Source organism: Paraburkholderia sp. JHI2823, assembly GCF_038900695.1.
Classification (GTDB): Bacteria; Pseudomonadota; Gammaproteobacteria; order Burkholderiales; family Burkholderiaceae; genus Paraburkholderia; species Paraburkholderia mimosarum.
Genome location: NZ_JAYMRY010000008.1, coordinates 92,255 through 108,037 on the forward strand (window position 1 = coordinate 92,255; position 15,783 = coordinate 108,037).

Sequence of the window (15,783 nt, forward strand, 5' to 3'; positions counted from 1 at the left end):
CCGCCGGTGACGCCCGAGGGACGCTCCTTCAGCCACCACGGACTGCACGAACAAGGAAAGGACACGGATCATGGACGTTTCCTCCACGGTGCCCGCACGGGCCGAACCTGCGCCGTTTTCCGGCGGCATGCTCGCGCTTCTCACCGTCGGCCTCGCGCTCGGCACCTTCATGGAGGTGCTGGATACCTCCATCGCGAACGTGGCCGTGCCGACGATTTCCGGCAACCTGGGCGTTGCGAACAGCGAGGGCACGTGGGTCATCTCGTCGTACTCGGTCGCGTCGGCGATCGCGGTGCCGCTCACCGGATGGCTCGCGCGCCGGGTGGGCGAAGTGCGCCTCTTCACGCTCTCGGTGCTGCTTTTCACGATCGCATCGGCGGCCTGCGGCTTCGCTTCGAACTTCGAGACGCTCATCGCGTTTCGCCTCGTGCAAGGCCTCGTTTCCGGGCCGATGGTGCCGCTTTCGCAGACCATCCTCATGCGCTCGTACCCGCCCGCCAAACGCGGGCTCGCGCTCGGACTGTGGGCGATGACGGTGATCGTCGCGCCGATCTTCGGGCCGGTGATGGGCGGCTGGATCACCGACAACTACACCTGGCCGTGGATCTTCTACATCAACGTGCCGATCGGTCTCTTCTCGGGCATCTGCGCGTACCTGCTGCTGCGCGGACGCGAGACGAAAACGACGAAGCAGCGCATCGACGCCGTGGGTCTCGCGTTGCTCGTGATCGGCGTGTCATGCCTGCAGATGATGCTCGACCTCGGCAAGGACCGCGACTGGTTCAACTCGACGTTCATCGCCACGCTCGCCATCGTCGCGGTCGTGTCGCTCGCGTTCATGCTCGTTTGGGAGGCGACCGAAAAAGAGCCCGTGGTGGACCTCTCGCTCTTCAAGGACCGCAATTTCGCGCTCGGCGCGATGATCATCTCGTTCGGCTTCATGGCGTTCTTCGGCTCGGTCGTGATCTTCCCGCTCTGGCTGCAGACCGTCATGGGCTACACCGCCGGGCTCGCGGGCCTCGCGACCGCGCCAGTCGGGCTGCTCGCGCTCGTGCTTTCGCCGCTCATCGGGCGCAACATGCACAGGCTCGATCTGCGCATGGTCGCGAGCTTTGCCTTCATCGTGTTTGCGCTGGTTTCAATCTGGAACTCCACGTTCACGCTCGACGTGCCGTTCAATCACGTGATCCTGCCACGTCTCGTGCAGGGCATCGGCGTGGCCTGCTTCTTCGTGCCGATGACGACCATCACGCTATCGAGCGTTCCCGACGAGCGTCTGGCCAGCGCCTCCGGCCTGTCGAACTTTCTGCGCACGCTTTCGGGCGCGATCGGCACCGCCGTGAGCACGACTTTCTGGGAAGACTCAGCGATCTTTCACCACGCGGTGCTTTCCGAGTCGGTGAATCCGTATTCCCCGAACACGATGGCCTACAAGGACGCCCTCGCGAGTCTCGGCTACGCCGGTGAGAGCCTGACCGCGAGGCTCAACGATGTCGTGACGACACAGGGCTACATGATGGCCACCAACGACTTCTTCCGCATTTCCGCCGCGGTGTTCATCGTGCTCGCCGCGCTGGTGTGGGTGACGAAGCCGAGAAAAGGCGCAGGACCGGCGATGGGTCATTGACGGTCCCGCGAACCGCAGCGATGCGCGCGAGGATGATCCTGGCCCTATGAGCCTTCAGGCTTCCAGCAGGCCCAAACATCGCACGCCGCAGCAGGCCGGCAGTGATCAATGCGCGCTGGAGGCCGGCTCCGCGACGGCCGCGCCGCTTACGCCAGCCGCGTCGCCACCTGTGCCCGTGCTGGTGTCGCCGGGGATGGGCGCATCCACGCCCGAGCGCACGTACTGCTTGAAACCCGCTCCGGCAGACCACGGGTTCGGTTTGCAGCCGAGCGAGCTGTCACAGTGCGCCGCGAAGCCGATCGTGGCTGTGCCGTCGCTGTTGGAGGCCTTCGTGATTTCATAGGCGAGCAGCCGCCGGCCGCCGCCCGGGCCCGAAGTCTGAATGAGCGTATCGGTCACGGTCTGTACTTCGTACTTCGAATGAGTGCGTACCCAGTCCTGGGCGCGTTGCCACCAGAGATCGCATTCAGCCTTGTTCGAGCAGGTGAGCGGCGCGGTCGCGATCTGCATGACGTCGGGATTGACCTGCCCGCGCGACGCGCAGGCCGCAGCCGTCGCGCACAGCAGGATCGCAAGAGTTCGTTTCATCGCGTGGGTTCCTCCCGGAAAGGGCTGCGTGGCGCGCGGCCCGGGCGTTTTTTATGTGTTTACAGCTTCGTTCGCCGTGCGTCGTCGTCGGGCAACGCAGCGCCTGTCCTTTGGACCGCATTGGCATGCTGATGTTGCAAGCAAATGCAGTGCCCGTGACAAGCCGGTTGGGATGATGCGCGGCTCAGACGCTGAAGCGATTGAGCGTATAGGCGCGGTACGCGGCCACGAACGCGTCGAACGAGCCGACTTCGTCGCGTTCGAGTTGCGCTTGCTCCGCGAGCGATTCCCGCGCAAGCGCTTCGAAGCCGGCCGTGGTCACGGCGTCGAGCGGACGCGCGAGGAAATGCGCCGCGTGGCGCTCGCTTTGGGCGAGTGCGAATTGCAGGAAGGACTGCTTGCTATCGCGCATGGTTTGCAGCACGCGCGCCGACGAGGTGAGCGAGGGATCGGCAAGCTTCGCGCGTTGGGTCGCGAGCGAGCGCGCATGCGCGTCGCCGCCGTGCGCCGCGTCGAGCACGGCCGCCGCCTGGCCGATCTTCTCGAACAGCGCTTCGGCCCACGCCTGCATCGGCACCTCCTTGCCCTCGCGCTTGAGCATGAGGCCGGGGCGGCGCCCTTCTTTCGTCACCAGCGCGAAGTTCTCGTTCGATTCGGCGTAGGCGTCGGCGGGAAGGAAAGGGCTGTCGTCGAGCGCGCACGCTAGCAGATACGCGTCGAGAAAACGCGCCGTTTCGAGCGAGATGCCCGTGGGCTCGAACGGGTCGATGTCCATGCAGCGCACCTCGACGTACTGCACGCCGCGCGCCGCGAGCGCATGCAGCGGCCGCTCGCCTGGATGCGTGACGCGCTTGGGGCGAATCGTCGAGTAGAACTCGTTCTCGATCTGCAGCACGTTGGTGTTGATCTGCACCCACTCGCCGTCGCGATGCGTGCCGATTGCCTCATACGGCGGATAAGGCTGGCTCACGGCCTGCGCAAGCGCGTCGAGATAGCCGGCCAGCGTGTCATAGTCGGCGCGCAGTGCGGATTGGCCCGTCGTGTTCGAGTAGCCGAGATCGCTCATGCGCAGGCTCGTCGCGTACGGCAGATAGAGCGTGTCGGCGTCGAACGCTTCGAGCTTGTGCTCGCGGCCGCGCAGGAAGCGCGCGTCGAGCGCGGGCGAGGCGCCGAACAGGTACATCAGCAGCCAGCTCGTGCGGCGGAAATTGCGAATGAGCGCGAGGTAGCGCTCCGACTGGTACTCGGTGAGCGAGGCCGTGGACTGATGATGCGCATGTAGCGTGCGCCACACGTCTTCGCTCAGCGAGTAGTTGTAGTGGATGCCGGCAATGCACTGCATGGTGCGCCCGTAGCGCAGCGCGAGCCCCATGCGGTAGACGTACTTGAGGCGGCCGATGTTCGAGCTGCCGTAGCGCGCGATGGGAATGCCGTCGTCGGTGTCGGGCAGGATGCCCGGCATCGATTCGTTCCAGAGCAGCTCGCCGTCGCGCGCGAGGACCGCATGGACGTAGCGATGCAGTTGGTCGAGCTTGTCGAGCGTGATCGACGCATCGGGCTCGGCGGGCGTGATGATCTCGATCAGCGCTTCCGAATAGTCGGTCGTGAGCGACGGATGCGTGAGCGCCGAACCGAGCGCCGCCGCGTGCGGCGTCATGGCGAGACGGCCGTCGCGCGTGACGCGCAGGCTCTCCTTCTCGATGCCGCGCAGACCGCGCGTGAGCGCGCCGCGATGTGGCCCGTCGCCCAGCACGGAAAGGCGCTGCGCGAGAACGTCGTTCGTGCGTGTAGAGGTCGTGTCTGACATTGAGGCAAGTCGGGCTCGGGCCGGCGGCGTTGGGCTGCAAACGCTCGCCGGTCGGGATTCTTTTCGGTAGCGGGGACTTTAACATCTCGCCGAAAGACCTGCTTGGGCCGGGTTCTGGCCTGGCTCGGGCCGCATTTCACCCCGGCGCGCGATCGCTTGGAGCAGCGGCGATGGCCGCTCGTCACGCCCTCTTCGCGCGCGCTGCCCTACCCGCCGCGCGCCGCTGTGGCGCGATCGGCGATTTCGTTCCACAGATGCATGGCCGCGTAGGCGCGCCAGGGGCGCCAGGTGTCGGTGCGCGCGCGCTGTTGCGTCGCGCGCGCGAGCGCCGGGTCGCGCGCCGTGACGGCCTGCATGAGCACGAGGTCCGTGGCAGGCCACGCGTTCGCGTCGCGCCAGGCGCGCATCGCGACATATTCGACAGTCCACGGGCCGATGCCCGGCAACGCGAGCAGCGCGGCGCGCATCGCGTCCAGGTCGGCGGGCGCTGGCGCGATCTCGTCGATTTGTCCGCTTTGACGCTTGGCGTGCGGCTTGGGTTGTTTCGTGTGTGGCCAGGCGCGCTCGACGATCACCGCACCGCTCGCCACCGCCTGCGCAAAGCCCTGCAATGCGGCGACGCGCTTGCCGGGCATGCCGATGCCCGCGAGGTCGGCGGCGGCGAGCGCGGCGGGCGTGGGAAAGCGCCATGCGGTGCGCGCGTGCGCGTGGCCGTCGATGCGCTTGCCCACGCGCTCGACCAGGCGCCCGACGATGGTCGTCGCGGCCTTCACGCTGACCTGCTGGCCGACGATCGCGCGCACGACGAGCTCGAAGCCCGACCACGCGCCGGGCACGCGCAGCCCGGGCGCGGCGGCGACGAGCGGCGCGAGCCACGGGTCGGTGCGCAAGTGCGCGCCGATCGTGGCGGGATCGGCTTGCAGGTCGAACATGCGCGAGAGCGGCGCGGCAAGCGACGCTGCGTGCGCGCTCACGGGGCCGTCGATCTGCACGACGAGGCAATGCTTGCGCGCATGACGGCGCACGGCGAGGGTGCCGCTCGCCCCGTTGAAGTCAATCGCGCGCAGCCACGCGTTCTCTTCAACGGCCTCGACGCCCGGGGTTGCCCGGCCGCTGAAGAAGCGCAGCACGCGCGGCCAGTCGTAGGGCGCGCGAAACGGTAGTTCGAGCGTGGCGCTCTGCGTCTGCAACCCGGTTCGTGCTTCGGATTGCGGGGCAATGGCGTTCAACGGGCAGTCCCCGGCGGGTTGGCTCGCTTCGCCGTCGAATGGGCGTCCTTCACGTCTCGCGCGTCTACCGGGCGCATTGTGCCCTTCGCATCCTGCTGGTCGCGCGATGCGCCCTCTTTCACCGGCGTCGCGCCAGCGCGGAGCCTGCCGCCCGCGCGTGCCTCGGCGTCGATGAGCGCCGCCTTGCGCTCGAGCCCCCATCGGTAGCCGGCGAGCGACCCACCCTTTTGCACCACGCGATGGCACGGAATCGCCAGCGCCACGGGGTTCGACGCGCACGCGCTCGCCACGGCCCGCACCGCGCGCGGCGTGCCGAGCGTTTCGGCGATCTGCGTGTAGCTGCGCGTTTCGCCGTAGGGAATGCGCTGGAGCGCTTCCCAGACGCGCTGCTGGAATGCCGTGGCGGCAATATCGAGCGGGAGATCGAAGCGCTCACGGCGACCATGCAGATAGGCATCGATCTGTGCGGCGAACGGCGCGACCGCCGGCTTATCCTCGATGCATTGCGCGTTTGCGAAATCCTCGGTGAGCGCGGCAGTGAGCGTCGCGGCGTCGTCGCCGAACGCGATGCGGCAGATGCCCTTGTCCGTCGCCGCGATCAGCACGTGGCCGATCGGCGTGGGCGTCACGGCGTAGCGGATCGTCAGCCCCGCGCCCTTGCGTCGATACGCGGAAGGCGCCATGCCCAGTTCGCCCGGCACGCTGTCATAGAGGCGCGACGACGATCCGTAGCCGGCGTCGGCACTGGCGCGGGTGACGTCGGCGCCCTCGCCCAGCGCGTCGCGCAGCACGGCCCCGCGTCGCGCCGCCTGGTACTGGCGCGGCGACACACCCAGCACGCGCTTGAAGAGCCGCTGGAGATGAAACGGGCTGAGGTGCACGGCGTCGCCCAGTTGCGCGAGCGTGAGACGCTGCGGCGGATCGGCGTCGAGCGCCGCGCAGGCGCGTCGTACGATCTCCAGCTCGCGCGGCAGGCCGCCCGGGCGGCAGCGCTTGCATTCGCGATAGCCGGCGGCGCGCGCGGCGTCGACATCGGCGAAGAATTCGACGTTCTCGCGCCGCGGCAGCCGCGACACGCACGACGGACGGCAAAACACACCGGTCGTGCGCACGCCGTAGAAGAATGCGCCGTCGGCGCGGGCGTCGCGCGTGGTGACGGCTTGCCACCGGTCGGCTTCGCTCATCCACGCTGCGTCTGGCGTTGCGCGGTTCATCACGGGTTTCAGGTCATGGACGGCGCTCATGTCACGGCTCCTCGAAGTGCCTGTCTGTATGTGTTCACTCTAACGTCGCGCACGGACGGCGTCGCGCCGGATCTTGCGCTGCCATTGCGGTCGATGCGAGCGGCCAATTCGGCGCGGCTCGCCCATTCATATGACCCTTTCTAATCATTCGGTGAATCCCTGGTGGCGCTTTGCGCGTTCCCGTGCGGCAAAATGGCAACTTTCCGGGTTTTCCCTTAAAAAGTTGTTGCGTCGCGTCAGGCGGCTGTGTATAGTGGTTCCTGTCTCCTCCATGTCTCCTCCTGATATGGATTAAGCCCGCTCACAGCAGCGGGCTTTTTTTCGTCCGGCGTTCCTGCAAACGCTTCGCGCCCCTCCTTGCGGGAATTTTTCGCCCGATTCTTCTGTTCCGCCGCGTTCCATCTCGTTGGCGCGTTCTGCGCAGCCAGGCGTGCGCGGGTTCATCATGGGGGATCCTGGACGACCTGGAGGACCCCATGCGCATTCAGATTCGCGAGATCGATCATGTCGTTATCCGGGCAGCCGATATGGCTGCGATGGCGCGCTTTTACTGTGAAGTGCTCGGCTGCGAGCCGGAGCGCGAGCAGCACGACCTGGGGCTCGTGCAGTTGCGCGCGGGCCGTTCGCTGATCGATCTGGTGATGATCGGCGGCCCGCTGGACCGGGGCGCGGGCGCTCCGCCCGCGGGCGCCGGCGGCAACATGGATCATCTCTGTCTGCGCGTCGAACCATTCGATGCGCAAGGACTCAGCGCGCATCTGACGCAGCATGGGGCGCGTCCCGGCAACGTCGTCGAGCGCTATGGGGCGGAGGGACTGGGGCCGTCGCTGTATCTGTTCGACCCGGAAGGCAATATGGTGGAGCTGAAGGGTCCGCCGCGCGCGTGACTGCGGGCGGCTCGAATGGCCGCGCATGCGCTGCGAGCGCCGGACTGGCCGCTAGACGTTTTCGGGCGCCTTGAACACGCTCCATTCGACGGCAACCGGCTCCGCGCTCGTGTTCCCGATCCACGCTGCGCCGTCCTGAACCGTGCACTGCAGGCGCATGGTGCGCTCGGCCAGTCCGCCGAGCGATTCGGCAACGCCCTCGCCCAGCGACCAGACCGTGACGTTGCGCAGGCGCTCGACCTTGCTGCGCACGCCTTGCCACCAGATGTCGGAGGTGCGCCCGCCATAGGGGATCACGATGACCTCGCCGGCGCGGCCGCTCGCCTTGGCGATGCGGCGCTCGTCGGGTTGCCCGACTTCGATCCATGTTTCGATCGCGCCCGTATAGTCCTTGCGCCAGAGATCGGGCTCGTCCGTGTCGGAAAGGCCCTTGCAGAACTCGAGCCGCTCGCCCGCGAACAGCGCGAATGCGGCAATGCGGACCATCATGCGGTCGTCGGTCTCGGACGGATGGCGCGCGATCGTGAGCCCATGGTCGGCGTAATAGTGCCGGTCCATGTCCGCGATCTGCAGTTCTGCCTTGTAGATGGTCGATTTGAGTGCCATACCGGATTCCGGGCGCGCGAAAGCCGCACATGATAGCGAAGTTTTGAGCAAGCAACGTGCCCGTTCGACGGGCGCGCTGACGTGCCGCGCCGTGATGACGGCGTGCGCGGGGCGCAATGCGGATGGTCTGACGGGAAAGTGACGTTGGTTTGACAGCGGCGCAAGGCCTTGCCGCTCATCTCAGCGCGCGCGCTGCTCCTGCGCCCAGCAAGGCGGCAACGGCCCCAGCGCCTCGGGGGCCGTTGCGCGGCGGATCGGAAATGAGCCGGAGACGCACCCGTGGGGGCCGACGTCCGGTTGTGGTGGAGATCGCGCTACTGCTTGATGGATCGGTCCGTGGTCCAGAGACCTTGCTCGTCGGCGTTCGCCGCGTTGACGAATTCGACGTCATGGCCCACCACCTGGACCACACGGAAGGACTGATTGTCGGGTGTGGACAGACACTGGAATCCGCTGAAGTATTCCTGCATCTGCTGGCGCTCGCCGGCCTGTTCGTGAAGCGCGACGGCGTCGAGCTTGTCCTTCGAGAGGCATCCGTAGGATCCGGGCTTGAACTGCACCGTCTGCTGCGGCTTGACTACGACTTCCTGAGCTTGAACCGCAACGGCGCAAGCGAGGCTAGCCGCCACGACGACCATACCGGATAGCGTCTTCATGATTGTCTCCTGCGGATTTGCCCGCTTTAGCTATGTGTTTAACGCTCATGGCGGAGTCGCGATTTTAAAAATAGAAAAGCGGCGAAAGACTGCAAGCCCGACTTGTGTGCACTCGCAACAGCGATTTTCTCCCGCCGTGCGGCACCCCATCTTTGTAGTACTGCCGCGACTCGTGCTGCCGTGTTTCCGGACCAGTGGGAAGCTTGATTAAATCGCCGGGTGCCTTGATGAATAAGGCCGGGACGGTTATAGCCGGGATTGGGCAATGGGGCTTGTGGCGATTCAAGCGGTTCAAGTGAGGCTCGGGCAGCGAATGTCGCAGCGCACCTAAAGTCGTAGGCGCCCCGCGGGAACTGCGTCGAATGCATGGAGTGGTCGCAGAATAAAAACGATGCCAGCCGATCCGTCGCATCAGCGCAAGATCCACCACCGCGACTCGCTTGCGCACCGTTGAGGTTCATGGATAAATCGGGCTTCCCACAGGAGGAACCATGACTTTCGCTCACTGGCTGCCATTTGCGATCGCATCTGCGATTCTCGTTGCCATTCCTGGCCCGACCGTGCTGCTCGTCGTGTCGTATGCGCTTGGCCACGGCCGCCGCTATGCGCTCGCGACCACGGCCGGGGTCGCGCTCGGCGATTTCACGGCGATGACCGCGTCGATGCTCGGCCTCGGCGTGGTCCTGGCGGCCTCCGCCGGGCTGTTCTCGGTGCTCAAATGGATGGGTGCGGCGTATCTGGTCTATCTCGGTTTCAAACTCTGGCGCGCACCCGTTGGCGAAGCCGACACGCCGGACACCTCCGAGACGCGGACCGGCCGCATCTTCGCGCACGCGTACGCGGTCACTGCGCTGAACCCGAAGAGCATCATTTTCTTCGTCGCGTTCGTACCGCAGTTCATCGATCCTCACATGGCCGTGCTGCCGCAGATCGTCGTATTCGAAGCCACCTTTCTCGTGCTCGCGACACTCAACGCATTCGGCTATGCGATGCTGGCCGCGGCGGCACGCAAGTTCGTACGTAGCCCGCGTGTGCAACGCGCGGTGAATCGCACGGGCGGCACGCTGCTCGTTGCCGCAGGACTCTTTGCCGCCGCGTGGAGAAAGTCGGCAACATAAACCTGCGCTCAGCACGCTTCGCGCGGGCGGGCCGCTGACGAGCCCGCGTGACCACTCGCATGCTTCACTTGTTGTCCCCCGGCTTTCCAGGACTTATCCCTGCTCTACTGCCGACTTGTTAACCGGCTATTCACATCCGCCTTGCCGGCGTCGAAGATCCCATGTCCGGATGCCGGGCACTGCTATTGCGCGCGTCCAGAACGAGGCGTCGCATCGCGCAGTGATGGTTGGCGAACATTGCTTTCGAGCTTCCGTGCACGCACAATGCACAAACTGTCGCGTCCCGGCTACAATGCAAGTGCAAACCGCTTGACAACCAGGAGGTTATCGTGATCGAACACGTAATACTGGGCGCGTTTCTGGTCATCCCCCTCGTTATTGTCGTCTTCCTGTTCTCGGACGAAATCCTCGAGGAGCACAGACAGCGCGTAGAAGCGGGAGACGGACACCATATGGACTGGCGTCATCCGCTGCGCAGCTTCCTGCATCACTGAGCGGCCCGCACATCGCGCGAAGGACCGCGTCGAGAGGCAAGGAATGAACTCGTGGTTTTCGAGTTCTCCTCGATGTCGTTTTTCGTGCTGATGGTGTTCTCCATCGCGCTCACTCTTCTCTACCCGCCTGCCGGGCGGCGCGGCAGCACGCCGCGCACACCGGGCGCAGACACGCACGCTAACGGCCTTGCGCTCACTGAGCGCGCCGATCCGCGCCGCGTATCCCAGCGTAATTCGTCGTTACCACTTGCAGCACCTGTTTCCGGCAGTCGGGCGGAGAATCGCTCGCATGTTTTCGAAGGTTCTCAGGGAGAACGACATGCGAAAGATGGCGGCCGTTTTGGTGCTGGCGGGCTGTGCCGTGGCGGCCGGTCCCGCGAGCGCGCACGATCATGGCGGTGACGTGGTGGGCGCGCTGGTTGGAGGCGCGCTGATCGGCGCCGCGGTGGGCGCCATACTGAATAGCGGCCCGGCGGTCGCTTACCCGGCACCGCCGGCCTATGTGCAGCCCGCGCCTGTGTATGCCGCCGCGCCGGCCAGCGGGGCGTGCTACGACCCATATTCCGGCCGCTACGTGGCCTGCGCGCCGGTACACCCCGCGCCGCCGCAGTACGACGACGGGTATGCGCAGCCCGGCTACGGTCCGCAGCCGGTTTATGCGCAGCCGGGAAGCGGCTGGTAATCGACACAACGACGTGACGCACGGGGCTGACCAGCGGTGTGCAGAATCGCATGCGATTCTGCGCAGCAAGGCCCAGGTCGGTCGCGTCAGCCTTGTCCGCCTAGCCCGTCTGCTCGACGGGCGTCACTTGCAGGTCGAGTCTCCGGGTCAACCGGATCACCCCTATTTCCACTGCGCGATCAATACGTGAAACGTCGAAGAGACGCTGGAGCGCGTCGATGCCATCCACCGGCAAGCCGTCGACCGTCACGATCGTATCGTCCACCCGCAGGCCGCCGCGCGCGGCAGGACTGCCCTTCACGATCTCCATCACCCGCACGCCGGTTGCCGCGCCCAGCTCGAAATAGCGCTGCACCTTGCGCGCGATCGGGACCGTGGTTCCGGCTATGCCGATATAGGCCCGCCGCACCCGGCCGTGCGCGAACAGTTGCGTGATGACCCACTTCGCGGTGTCGATGGCGGTGGCGAAGCAGATGGCCTGCGCGCCGGGAATGATCGCCGTGTTCACGCCGATCACCTGGCCCGCCGAATTGATGAGCGGCCCGCCGGAGTTGCCCGGATTGAGCGCGGCATCGGTCTGGATGACGTCGTAGATCATGCGTCCGGACTCCGAGCGCAGCGATCGTCCGAGCGCCGACACCACGCCGGTCGTCACCGTCTGCGCGAGGCCGAGTGGACTGCCTACGGCAATCGCGATCTGACCGACGCGCAGGCCCGCCGAGTCGCCCAGCTGCGCGTGCGGCAGCGCCTCGGCGGCGCCGATGCGCAGCACGGCGAGATCCGTGCTCGGATCGTCTCCGACCAGATCGGCCATTTGGGTCGAGCCGTCCGCGAGCGTCACGCGCAGCATGCTCGCGCCGTGCACGACGTGGCTGTTGGTCAGGAGATAGCCGTCGGGCGTGAACAGAAAGCCAGAGCCGCTGCCGCCACGCGCCGCGGCCTGGCCCGACGCGCGACGCTCCACGGCAATGTGTGCCACGGCCGGCTGCACACGCTCCAGTGCGCCGATCACGGTGCGGGAATAGGCGTCGAGGAGCGCGTCGTCGCCGATGCCTGGACGCTGTCCCGCGCCGTCGAACGGGACGCCGCGAGCCAGGTCGTCGATGAAGGTAGGTCGTCTGCCCACGATCCGAATCTCCAGAAAAGTGGGCCTTACATGCAGGGGACGCGAGATGTTTTCAAGAGGACGCGCGTCTTGAAGCCGCCAGAAAAAAGCCCGCTCGCGCGGGCTAATCCATGCTCGGGTGACATGGCGAGGTAAATCGGGAAGATGGGCGGCGTGCAGCACCACGTGCCAACGGATAATCAGGGCGGAATGGCGCGTGAGGTGCAGGATTTCGTCGCCGATGAATTTCATGGTCGCCCCGTGCGTTGGTGCAACGGCTTTGCGAAGCATGTCCCGCCACTTTAGTGTGGCCGCATCGCGTGCGCAGCTATCACATCGGATAGGTCGAGCGCGAATCCCTCGAGGGGCTCGTTATGGTCCCCTTAATGTCGCCAGCCGTGTCCGTAGTAACCGCCGCCCACGCCCACCCCGATAGCCACCGACGGAGCGGCGTAGTAGCCCGGCGCGTAGCCGTACGCAGGCGCCGGAGCGTAGGCGTACGGAGGCGCCACGATGCAGCCCGTGAGGCCGGCCGACATGGCAACCAACGCAATCGCGCAGAAGAGTGTTTTCATCGTCGTTCTCCTATGCCCGAGATTGTCGGCGAGCGGCGACGCGGCAACGGTTTGAAAACGCTACGATGTGTGTCCGCAAATTACAGCGGTGTGTGTGGCCTTTGCTCATCCCTTGATCGGGGAACGGCCGTGGGAACTCGCAAAGAAGGCTGAACTGGGCCGAAGCGATCGTCATCCCGCACGACCGGTAAATGAATCGCACTACGAACTAAATGGTGATGCAGATAGCCCGTAGTGTGCGAAGGTGCGGCCTGGCAGGTGCTGCTCTGTGGAGCGTCGCCACCTACGTTGACGACCACCGGAAAAAGCGCTCGGGCCAAAAGGCCCGAGCGAAGCCGTCGAGTCAACGACGGCGGAGGTATACGCTTAGGTATGCCAGGCGCCTGCCGGGGATTCCGGCAAGCATTTCTGTGATGCCGCCGTGTTACGGATGGTTATACATCGCGTTCCAGTCGGCCTTGGACACCGCCGGGCGGCCGGCATCCGAGTTGCCCGCCGCTACGCCACCGTAGCCGCTCGTTGCGCCGTTGGCGGCCGCCACCTTGGCTTCTGCTGCGAGAAGATCGTCGGGGTAGTGCGGATCGGAACCTGCGCCCGGACGCCAGCCTGCCTTTTCGAGCTGCACGAGCTCGGCGCGCACCTGGGCGCGGGTGACGGGCGCATTCGATTGCGCGAACGATGCGACGGGCACGACGAGTGCAACGGCAACGGCTACGGTCTGGATCAGGGTCTTCATGGTCACTACCTCCTTGGGCTTTTGATTCGGTGCGACAACGTGTCTGCATCCGATGACCCAAAGTCTAGGAGGATCGAGGCCAAGGGTTAACCCTCATCCCTCGAAAGCATTGTTCCAGGCGGCAGAAGAATGGCTGCGCGGTGCGGACCGCGGGTTACTTCCCGATACAAAACCGGCTGAAAATCACGCCCAGCAGGTCGTCGGAAGTGAATTCGCCCGTGATCGAATTCAGCGACTCCTGGGCGAGGCGCAACTCCTCGGCGAACAGATCGAGCGATTGCGAATCCTGGTCGGCGTGCGCCGCCGCCTGCTCGAGATGCTCGCGCGCGGCGCGCAGCGCGATGAGATGCCGCTCGCGTGCGAGATAGACGCTCTGCGCGTCCGCCTGCCAGCCCGCGATGCGCAGCAGCTCGGCGCGCAACAGCCCCACACCGTCGCCCTGTTTCGCGGACAGACGCAGCTCGCAGACCTCGCTGCCGTCCGCGGCGACACGCTTCGTCACTTCGGGCGCCACGCCGGTCAGGTCGGTCTTGTTGAGCACGCGCACGACCGGCACGCCGGCCGGAAAGCGCGCGGCGATCACATCGTCTTCGCCGTTCATGCCCGTGCGCGCATCGAGCAGATGCAGCACTACATCGGCGCGGCCGATCTCGTTCCACGTGCGCTCGATGCCGATCTTCTCGACTTCGTCTTCGGTATCGCGCAGACCCGCCGTGTCGATCACATGCAGCGGAATGCCTTCGATCTGGATGGTCTGGGAGATCTTGTCGCGCGTCGTGCCGGCCACGGGCGTCACGATCGCGAGCTCCGCGCCTGCCAGTGCATTGAGCAACGACGACTTGCCCACGTTGGGCTGCCCCGCGAGGACGACCGAGAGTCCTTCGCGCAGCAGCGCGCCCTGGCGCGCCTCGGAGAGCACATGGTCGAGCTGCTCGCGAATGCGCGCGAGCTTTCCTCGTGCGTCAGCGGCTTCGAGGAAGTCGATCTCTTCCTCGGGGAAATCGAGCGTGGCTTCCACGAGCATGCGCAGCGTGACGACGTCGTCGACGAGTGCGTGGATGTCGCGCGAAAACGCGCCGTCCAGCGAACGGCCGGCCGAGCGCGCCGCCGCTTCGGTGCTCGCCTCGATCAGGTCGGCTACGGCCTCGGCCTGGGCGAGGTCGAGCTTGTCGTTGAGGAACGCGCGCCGCGTGAACTCGCCCGGTTCGGCGAGGCGCAGGCCGAACGCTCGGCCCGCATCGATGCAACGCTGCAGCACGAGCTGCAGCACGATCGGGCCGCCGTGGCCTTGCAGCTCGAGCACGTGCTCGCCGGTGTACGAGTGCGGAGCCGGGAAGGACAACGCGATGCCGCGGTCGAGCACCGTACCGGCGCCGTCGAGGAAGGGCACATAGCTCGCATGGCGCGCGACGAGCGTCTGGCCGGTGATGGCCTGCATCAGCGCTTCGATGGCCGCCGCGCCAGCACGGCCTGCCGAGACACGCACGACGCCGATCCCGCCGCGACCTGGCGCAGTGGCGATGGCGACGATGGGATCGGAATCGGTGGCGAGCATGGTGGGCGTGGACCGTAGAGCAGGGCAGAAGTAAGCGTTCGCGGCGACCGCGAAGGCGGTCTCGGAACGCGGCATTGTAACGTAGCAGGCCTGACGTTCTAGGGCCGGGGAGCCCGCTAAGAACATTCGCAATTTATCTCAAATTAGCTAAGATTGATCTTGGTTTCATCCTTCCAATTTGCGACAAAAAGAGTAATCGCTGTGGCCAAACGTCTTATGGACAAAGGCGTCAACCGGGGACCCGATCGAAGTCATAGTCCGCTCGGATGCAGGCGATTATTCTCTTAATTACGCTAAATATAGCCTAACCAGTTGTCTTCTTCGTCGATTTCGGGCTGCACAATCTGGTCCATGCCGACATCCGAAGAAAAAACCGCTTTTTCCGAACGTCTGAAGTTCGCGATGAAGCGCGCGCCCGAAAAACTGCGTGGCAGCACCGATCTGGCCAACCGGTTCAACCTGCGCCATCACGGCGAGCATCCGGTGTCGCCGCAAACCGCTCACAAGTGGCTGAGCGGCCGCACGATTCCGACGCACGACAAACTGGAAACGCTCGCGAATTGGTTCGACGTCGACCTTCACTGGCTCCATTACGGTCCGCCGGGCAGCGCGGGCTCGGGAGTGCCGCGACCCCGCAAGCCCGACGACAAATACCCGCTTTCCGAGGAAACGCTCGAGCTGGCCTCGAAGATCGAGTTGCTCAGCGCTCATCACCGCTATCTCGTGCAGGAGCTGGTTGCCCAATTCTACGGCGACGCGGACAAGGACTGACCCGCCCGCACGAACGCCGCGCTTTGCGCGATCACGGAAACGGTGCTCCAGCAAGGCAAAAAGCCGTCCGGTTCTTACCGGACGGCTTTTTTTTCGAGGTTCA

16 protein-coding genes are annotated in these 15,783 nt (G+C 65.6%); 6 read left to right on the forward strand and 10 right to left on the reverse strand.

Going from position 1 to position 15,783, the window contains the following annotated elements:
* Positions 1 to 70 precede the first annotated feature (70 nt).
* Entirely contained in the window at positions 71 to 1,627 is a 1,557-nt protein-coding gene (locus VSR34_RS11740; protein WP_342962546.1) for a DHA2 family efflux MFS transporter permease subunit, read from the forward strand.
* 105 nt (positions 1,628 to 1,732) lie between these two features.
* On the opposite strand, the gene VSR34_RS11745 is transcribed toward VSR34_RS11740, so the two are convergent.
* From VSR34_RS11745 to ada, 4 genes are all read right to left on the reverse strand, one after another.
* A complete protein-coding gene (locus tag VSR34_RS11745; protein WP_342962547.1) occupies positions 1,733 to 2,215 on the reverse strand; it encodes a hypothetical protein in 483 nt (160 codons plus the stop codon).
* A gap of 184 nt (positions 2,216 to 2,399) precedes the next feature.
* On the reverse strand, positions 2,400 to 4,022 hold the full coding sequence (gshA, locus tag VSR34_RS11750; RefSeq protein WP_342962548.1) for a glutamate--cysteine ligase: 1,623 nt from the start codon (positions 4,020 to 4,022) through the stop codon (positions 2,400 to 2,402).
* 206 nt (positions 4,023 to 4,228) lie between these two features.
* Positions 4,229 to 5,212, reverse strand: coding sequence for an AlkA N-terminal domain-containing protein (locus tag VSR34_RS11755; RefSeq protein WP_342962602.1), 984 nt, complete (start codon positions 5,210 to 5,212; stop codon positions 4,229 to 4,231).
* Positions 5,213 to 5,247: 35 nt separating this feature from the next.
* The gene (gene ada, locus VSR34_RS11760) at positions 5,248 to 6,465 is read right to left on the reverse strand and encodes a bifunctional DNA-binding transcriptional regulator/O6-methylguanine-DNA methyltransferase Ada (protein ID WP_342962603.1); all 1,218 of its coding nucleotides are present in this window, start codon (positions 6,463 to 6,465) and stop codon (positions 5,248 to 5,250) included.
* 506 nt (positions 6,466 to 6,971) lie between these two features.
* Here ada and VSR34_RS11765 point away from each other — a divergent pair.
* Positions 6,972 to 7,382, forward strand: coding sequence for a VOC family protein (locus VSR34_RS11765; protein WP_342962549.1), 411 nt, complete (start codon positions 6,972 to 6,974; stop codon positions 7,380 to 7,382).
* 51 nt (positions 7,383 to 7,433) lie between these two features.
* Here VSR34_RS11765 and VSR34_RS11770 read toward each other — a convergent pair whose 3' ends face one another.
* Positions 7,434 to 7,988: a YaeQ family protein gene (locus VSR34_RS11770; RefSeq protein WP_028211955.1), complete on the reverse strand. Its 555-nt coding sequence runs from the start codon at positions 7,986 to 7,988 to the stop codon at positions 7,434 to 7,436.
* A gap of 314 nt (positions 7,989 to 8,302) precedes the next feature.
* Positions 8,303 to 8,644: a hypothetical protein gene (locus VSR34_RS11775; RefSeq protein WP_342962550.1), complete on the reverse strand. Its 342-nt coding sequence runs from the start codon at positions 8,642 to 8,644 to the stop codon at positions 8,303 to 8,305.
* Positions 8,645 to 9,135: 491 nt separating this feature from the next.
* On the opposite strand from VSR34_RS11775, the gene VSR34_RS11780 reads away from it, so the two are divergent.
* From VSR34_RS11780 to VSR34_RS11790, 3 genes are all read left to right on the forward strand, one after another.
* On the forward strand, positions 9,136 to 9,762 hold the full coding sequence (locus VSR34_RS11780; protein WP_342962551.1) for a LysE family translocator: 627 nt from the start codon (positions 9,136 to 9,138) through the stop codon (positions 9,760 to 9,762).
* Positions 9,763 to 10,091: 329 nt separating this feature from the next.
* Positions 10,092 to 10,256 (forward strand): hypothetical protein, encoded by a 165-nt coding sequence (locus VSR34_RS11785; protein ID WP_167334410.1) that lies wholly within the window; start codon positions 10,092 to 10,094, stop codon positions 10,254 to 10,256.
* Positions 10,257 to 10,575: 319 nt separating this feature from the next.
* Positions 10,576 to 10,938: an ecotin precursor gene (locus tag VSR34_RS11790; protein ID WP_342962552.1), complete on the forward strand. Its 363-nt coding sequence runs from the start codon at positions 10,576 to 10,578 to the stop codon at positions 10,936 to 10,938.
* A gap of 100 nt (positions 10,939 to 11,038) precedes the next feature.
* Here VSR34_RS11790 and VSR34_RS11795 read toward each other — a convergent pair whose 3' ends face one another.
* The 4 genes from VSR34_RS11795 to mnmE all read right to left on the reverse strand — a co-directional run bounded on the left by VSR34_RS11795 (position 11,039) and on the right by mnmE (position 14,909).
* Positions 11,039 to 12,043 carry a trypsin-like peptidase domain-containing protein gene (locus VSR34_RS11795; RefSeq protein ID WP_342962604.1) on the reverse strand — a complete coding sequence of 335 codons (1,005 nt, stop codon included), beginning with the start codon at positions 12,041 to 12,043 and terminating at the stop codon, positions 11,039 to 11,041.
* A 383-nt stretch (positions 12,044 to 12,426) separates the two neighbouring features.
* Entirely contained in the window at positions 12,427 to 12,618 is a 192-nt protein-coding gene (locus VSR34_RS11800; RefSeq protein ID WP_028211949.1) for a hypothetical protein, read from the reverse strand.
* 424 nt (positions 12,619 to 13,042) lie between these two features.
* Positions 13,043 to 13,354, reverse strand: a complete 312-nt coding sequence (locus VSR34_RS11805; RefSeq protein WP_028211948.1) for a DUF4148 domain-containing protein — start codon at positions 13,352 to 13,354, stop codon at positions 13,043 to 13,045.
* A gap of 154 nt (positions 13,355 to 13,508) precedes the next feature.
* Positions 13,509 to 14,909: a tRNA uridine-5-carboxymethylaminomethyl(34) synthesis GTPase MnmE gene (gene mnmE, locus VSR34_RS11810; protein ID WP_342962605.1), complete on the reverse strand. Its 1,401-nt coding sequence runs from the start codon at positions 14,907 to 14,909 to the stop codon at positions 13,509 to 13,511.
* A 351-nt stretch (positions 14,910 to 15,260) separates the two neighbouring features.
* Here mnmE and VSR34_RS11815 point away from each other — a divergent pair, with 351 nt between their 5' ends.
* Positions 15,261 to 15,680, forward strand: a complete 420-nt coding sequence (locus tag VSR34_RS11815; protein ID WP_342962553.1) for a transcriptional regulator — start codon at positions 15,261 to 15,263, stop codon at positions 15,678 to 15,680.
* The last annotated feature ends 103 nt before the right edge of the window (positions 15,681 to 15,783 follow it).

Coding starts and splice junctions, on each gene's coding strand:
- VSR34_RS11740 (WP_342962546.1), top strand. CDS start 71: ATGGACGTTTCCTCCACGGTGCCCGCACGGGCCGAACCTGCGCCGTTT.
- VSR34_RS11745 (WP_342962547.1), bottom strand. CDS start 2,215: ATGAAACGAACTCTTGCGATCCTGCTGTGCGCGACGGCTGCGGCCTGC.
- gshA (WP_342962548.1), bottom strand. CDS start 4,022: ATGTCAGACACGACCTCTACACGCACGAACGACGTTCTCGCGCAGCGC.
- ada (WP_342962603.1), bottom strand. CDS start 6,465: ATGAACCGCGCAACGCCAGACGCAGCGTGGATGAGCGAAGCCGACCGG.
- VSR34_RS11765 (WP_342962549.1), top strand. CDS start 6,972: ATGCGCATTCAGATTCGCGAGATCGATCATGTCGTTATCCGGGCAGCC.
- VSR34_RS11770 (WP_028211955.1), bottom strand. CDS start 7,988: ATGGCACTCAAATCGACCATCTACAAGGCAGAACTGCAGATCGCGGAC.
- VSR34_RS11775 (WP_342962550.1), bottom strand. CDS start 8,644: ATGAAGACGCTATCCGGTATGGTCGTCGTGGCGGCTAGCCTCGCTTGC.
- VSR34_RS11780 (WP_342962551.1), top strand. CDS start 9,136: ATGACTTTCGCTCACTGGCTGCCATTTGCGATCGCATCTGCGATTCTC.
- VSR34_RS11790 (WP_342962552.1), top strand. CDS start 10,576: ATGCGAAAGATGGCGGCCGTTTTGGTGCTGGCGGGCTGTGCCGTGGCG.
- VSR34_RS11800 (WP_028211949.1), bottom strand. CDS start 12,618: ATGAAAACACTCTTCTGCGCGATTGCGTTGGTTGCCATGTCGGCCGGC.
- VSR34_RS11805 (WP_028211948.1), bottom strand. CDS start 13,354: ATGAAGACCCTGATCCAGACCGTAGCCGTTGCCGTTGCACTCGTCGTG.
- mnmE (WP_342962605.1), bottom strand. CDS start 14,909: ATGCTCGCCACCGATTCCGATCCCATCGTCGCCATCGCCACTGCGCCA.
- VSR34_RS11815 (WP_342962553.1), top strand. CDS start 15,261: ATGCCGACATCCGAAGAAAAAACCGCTTTTTCCGAACGTCTGAAGTTC.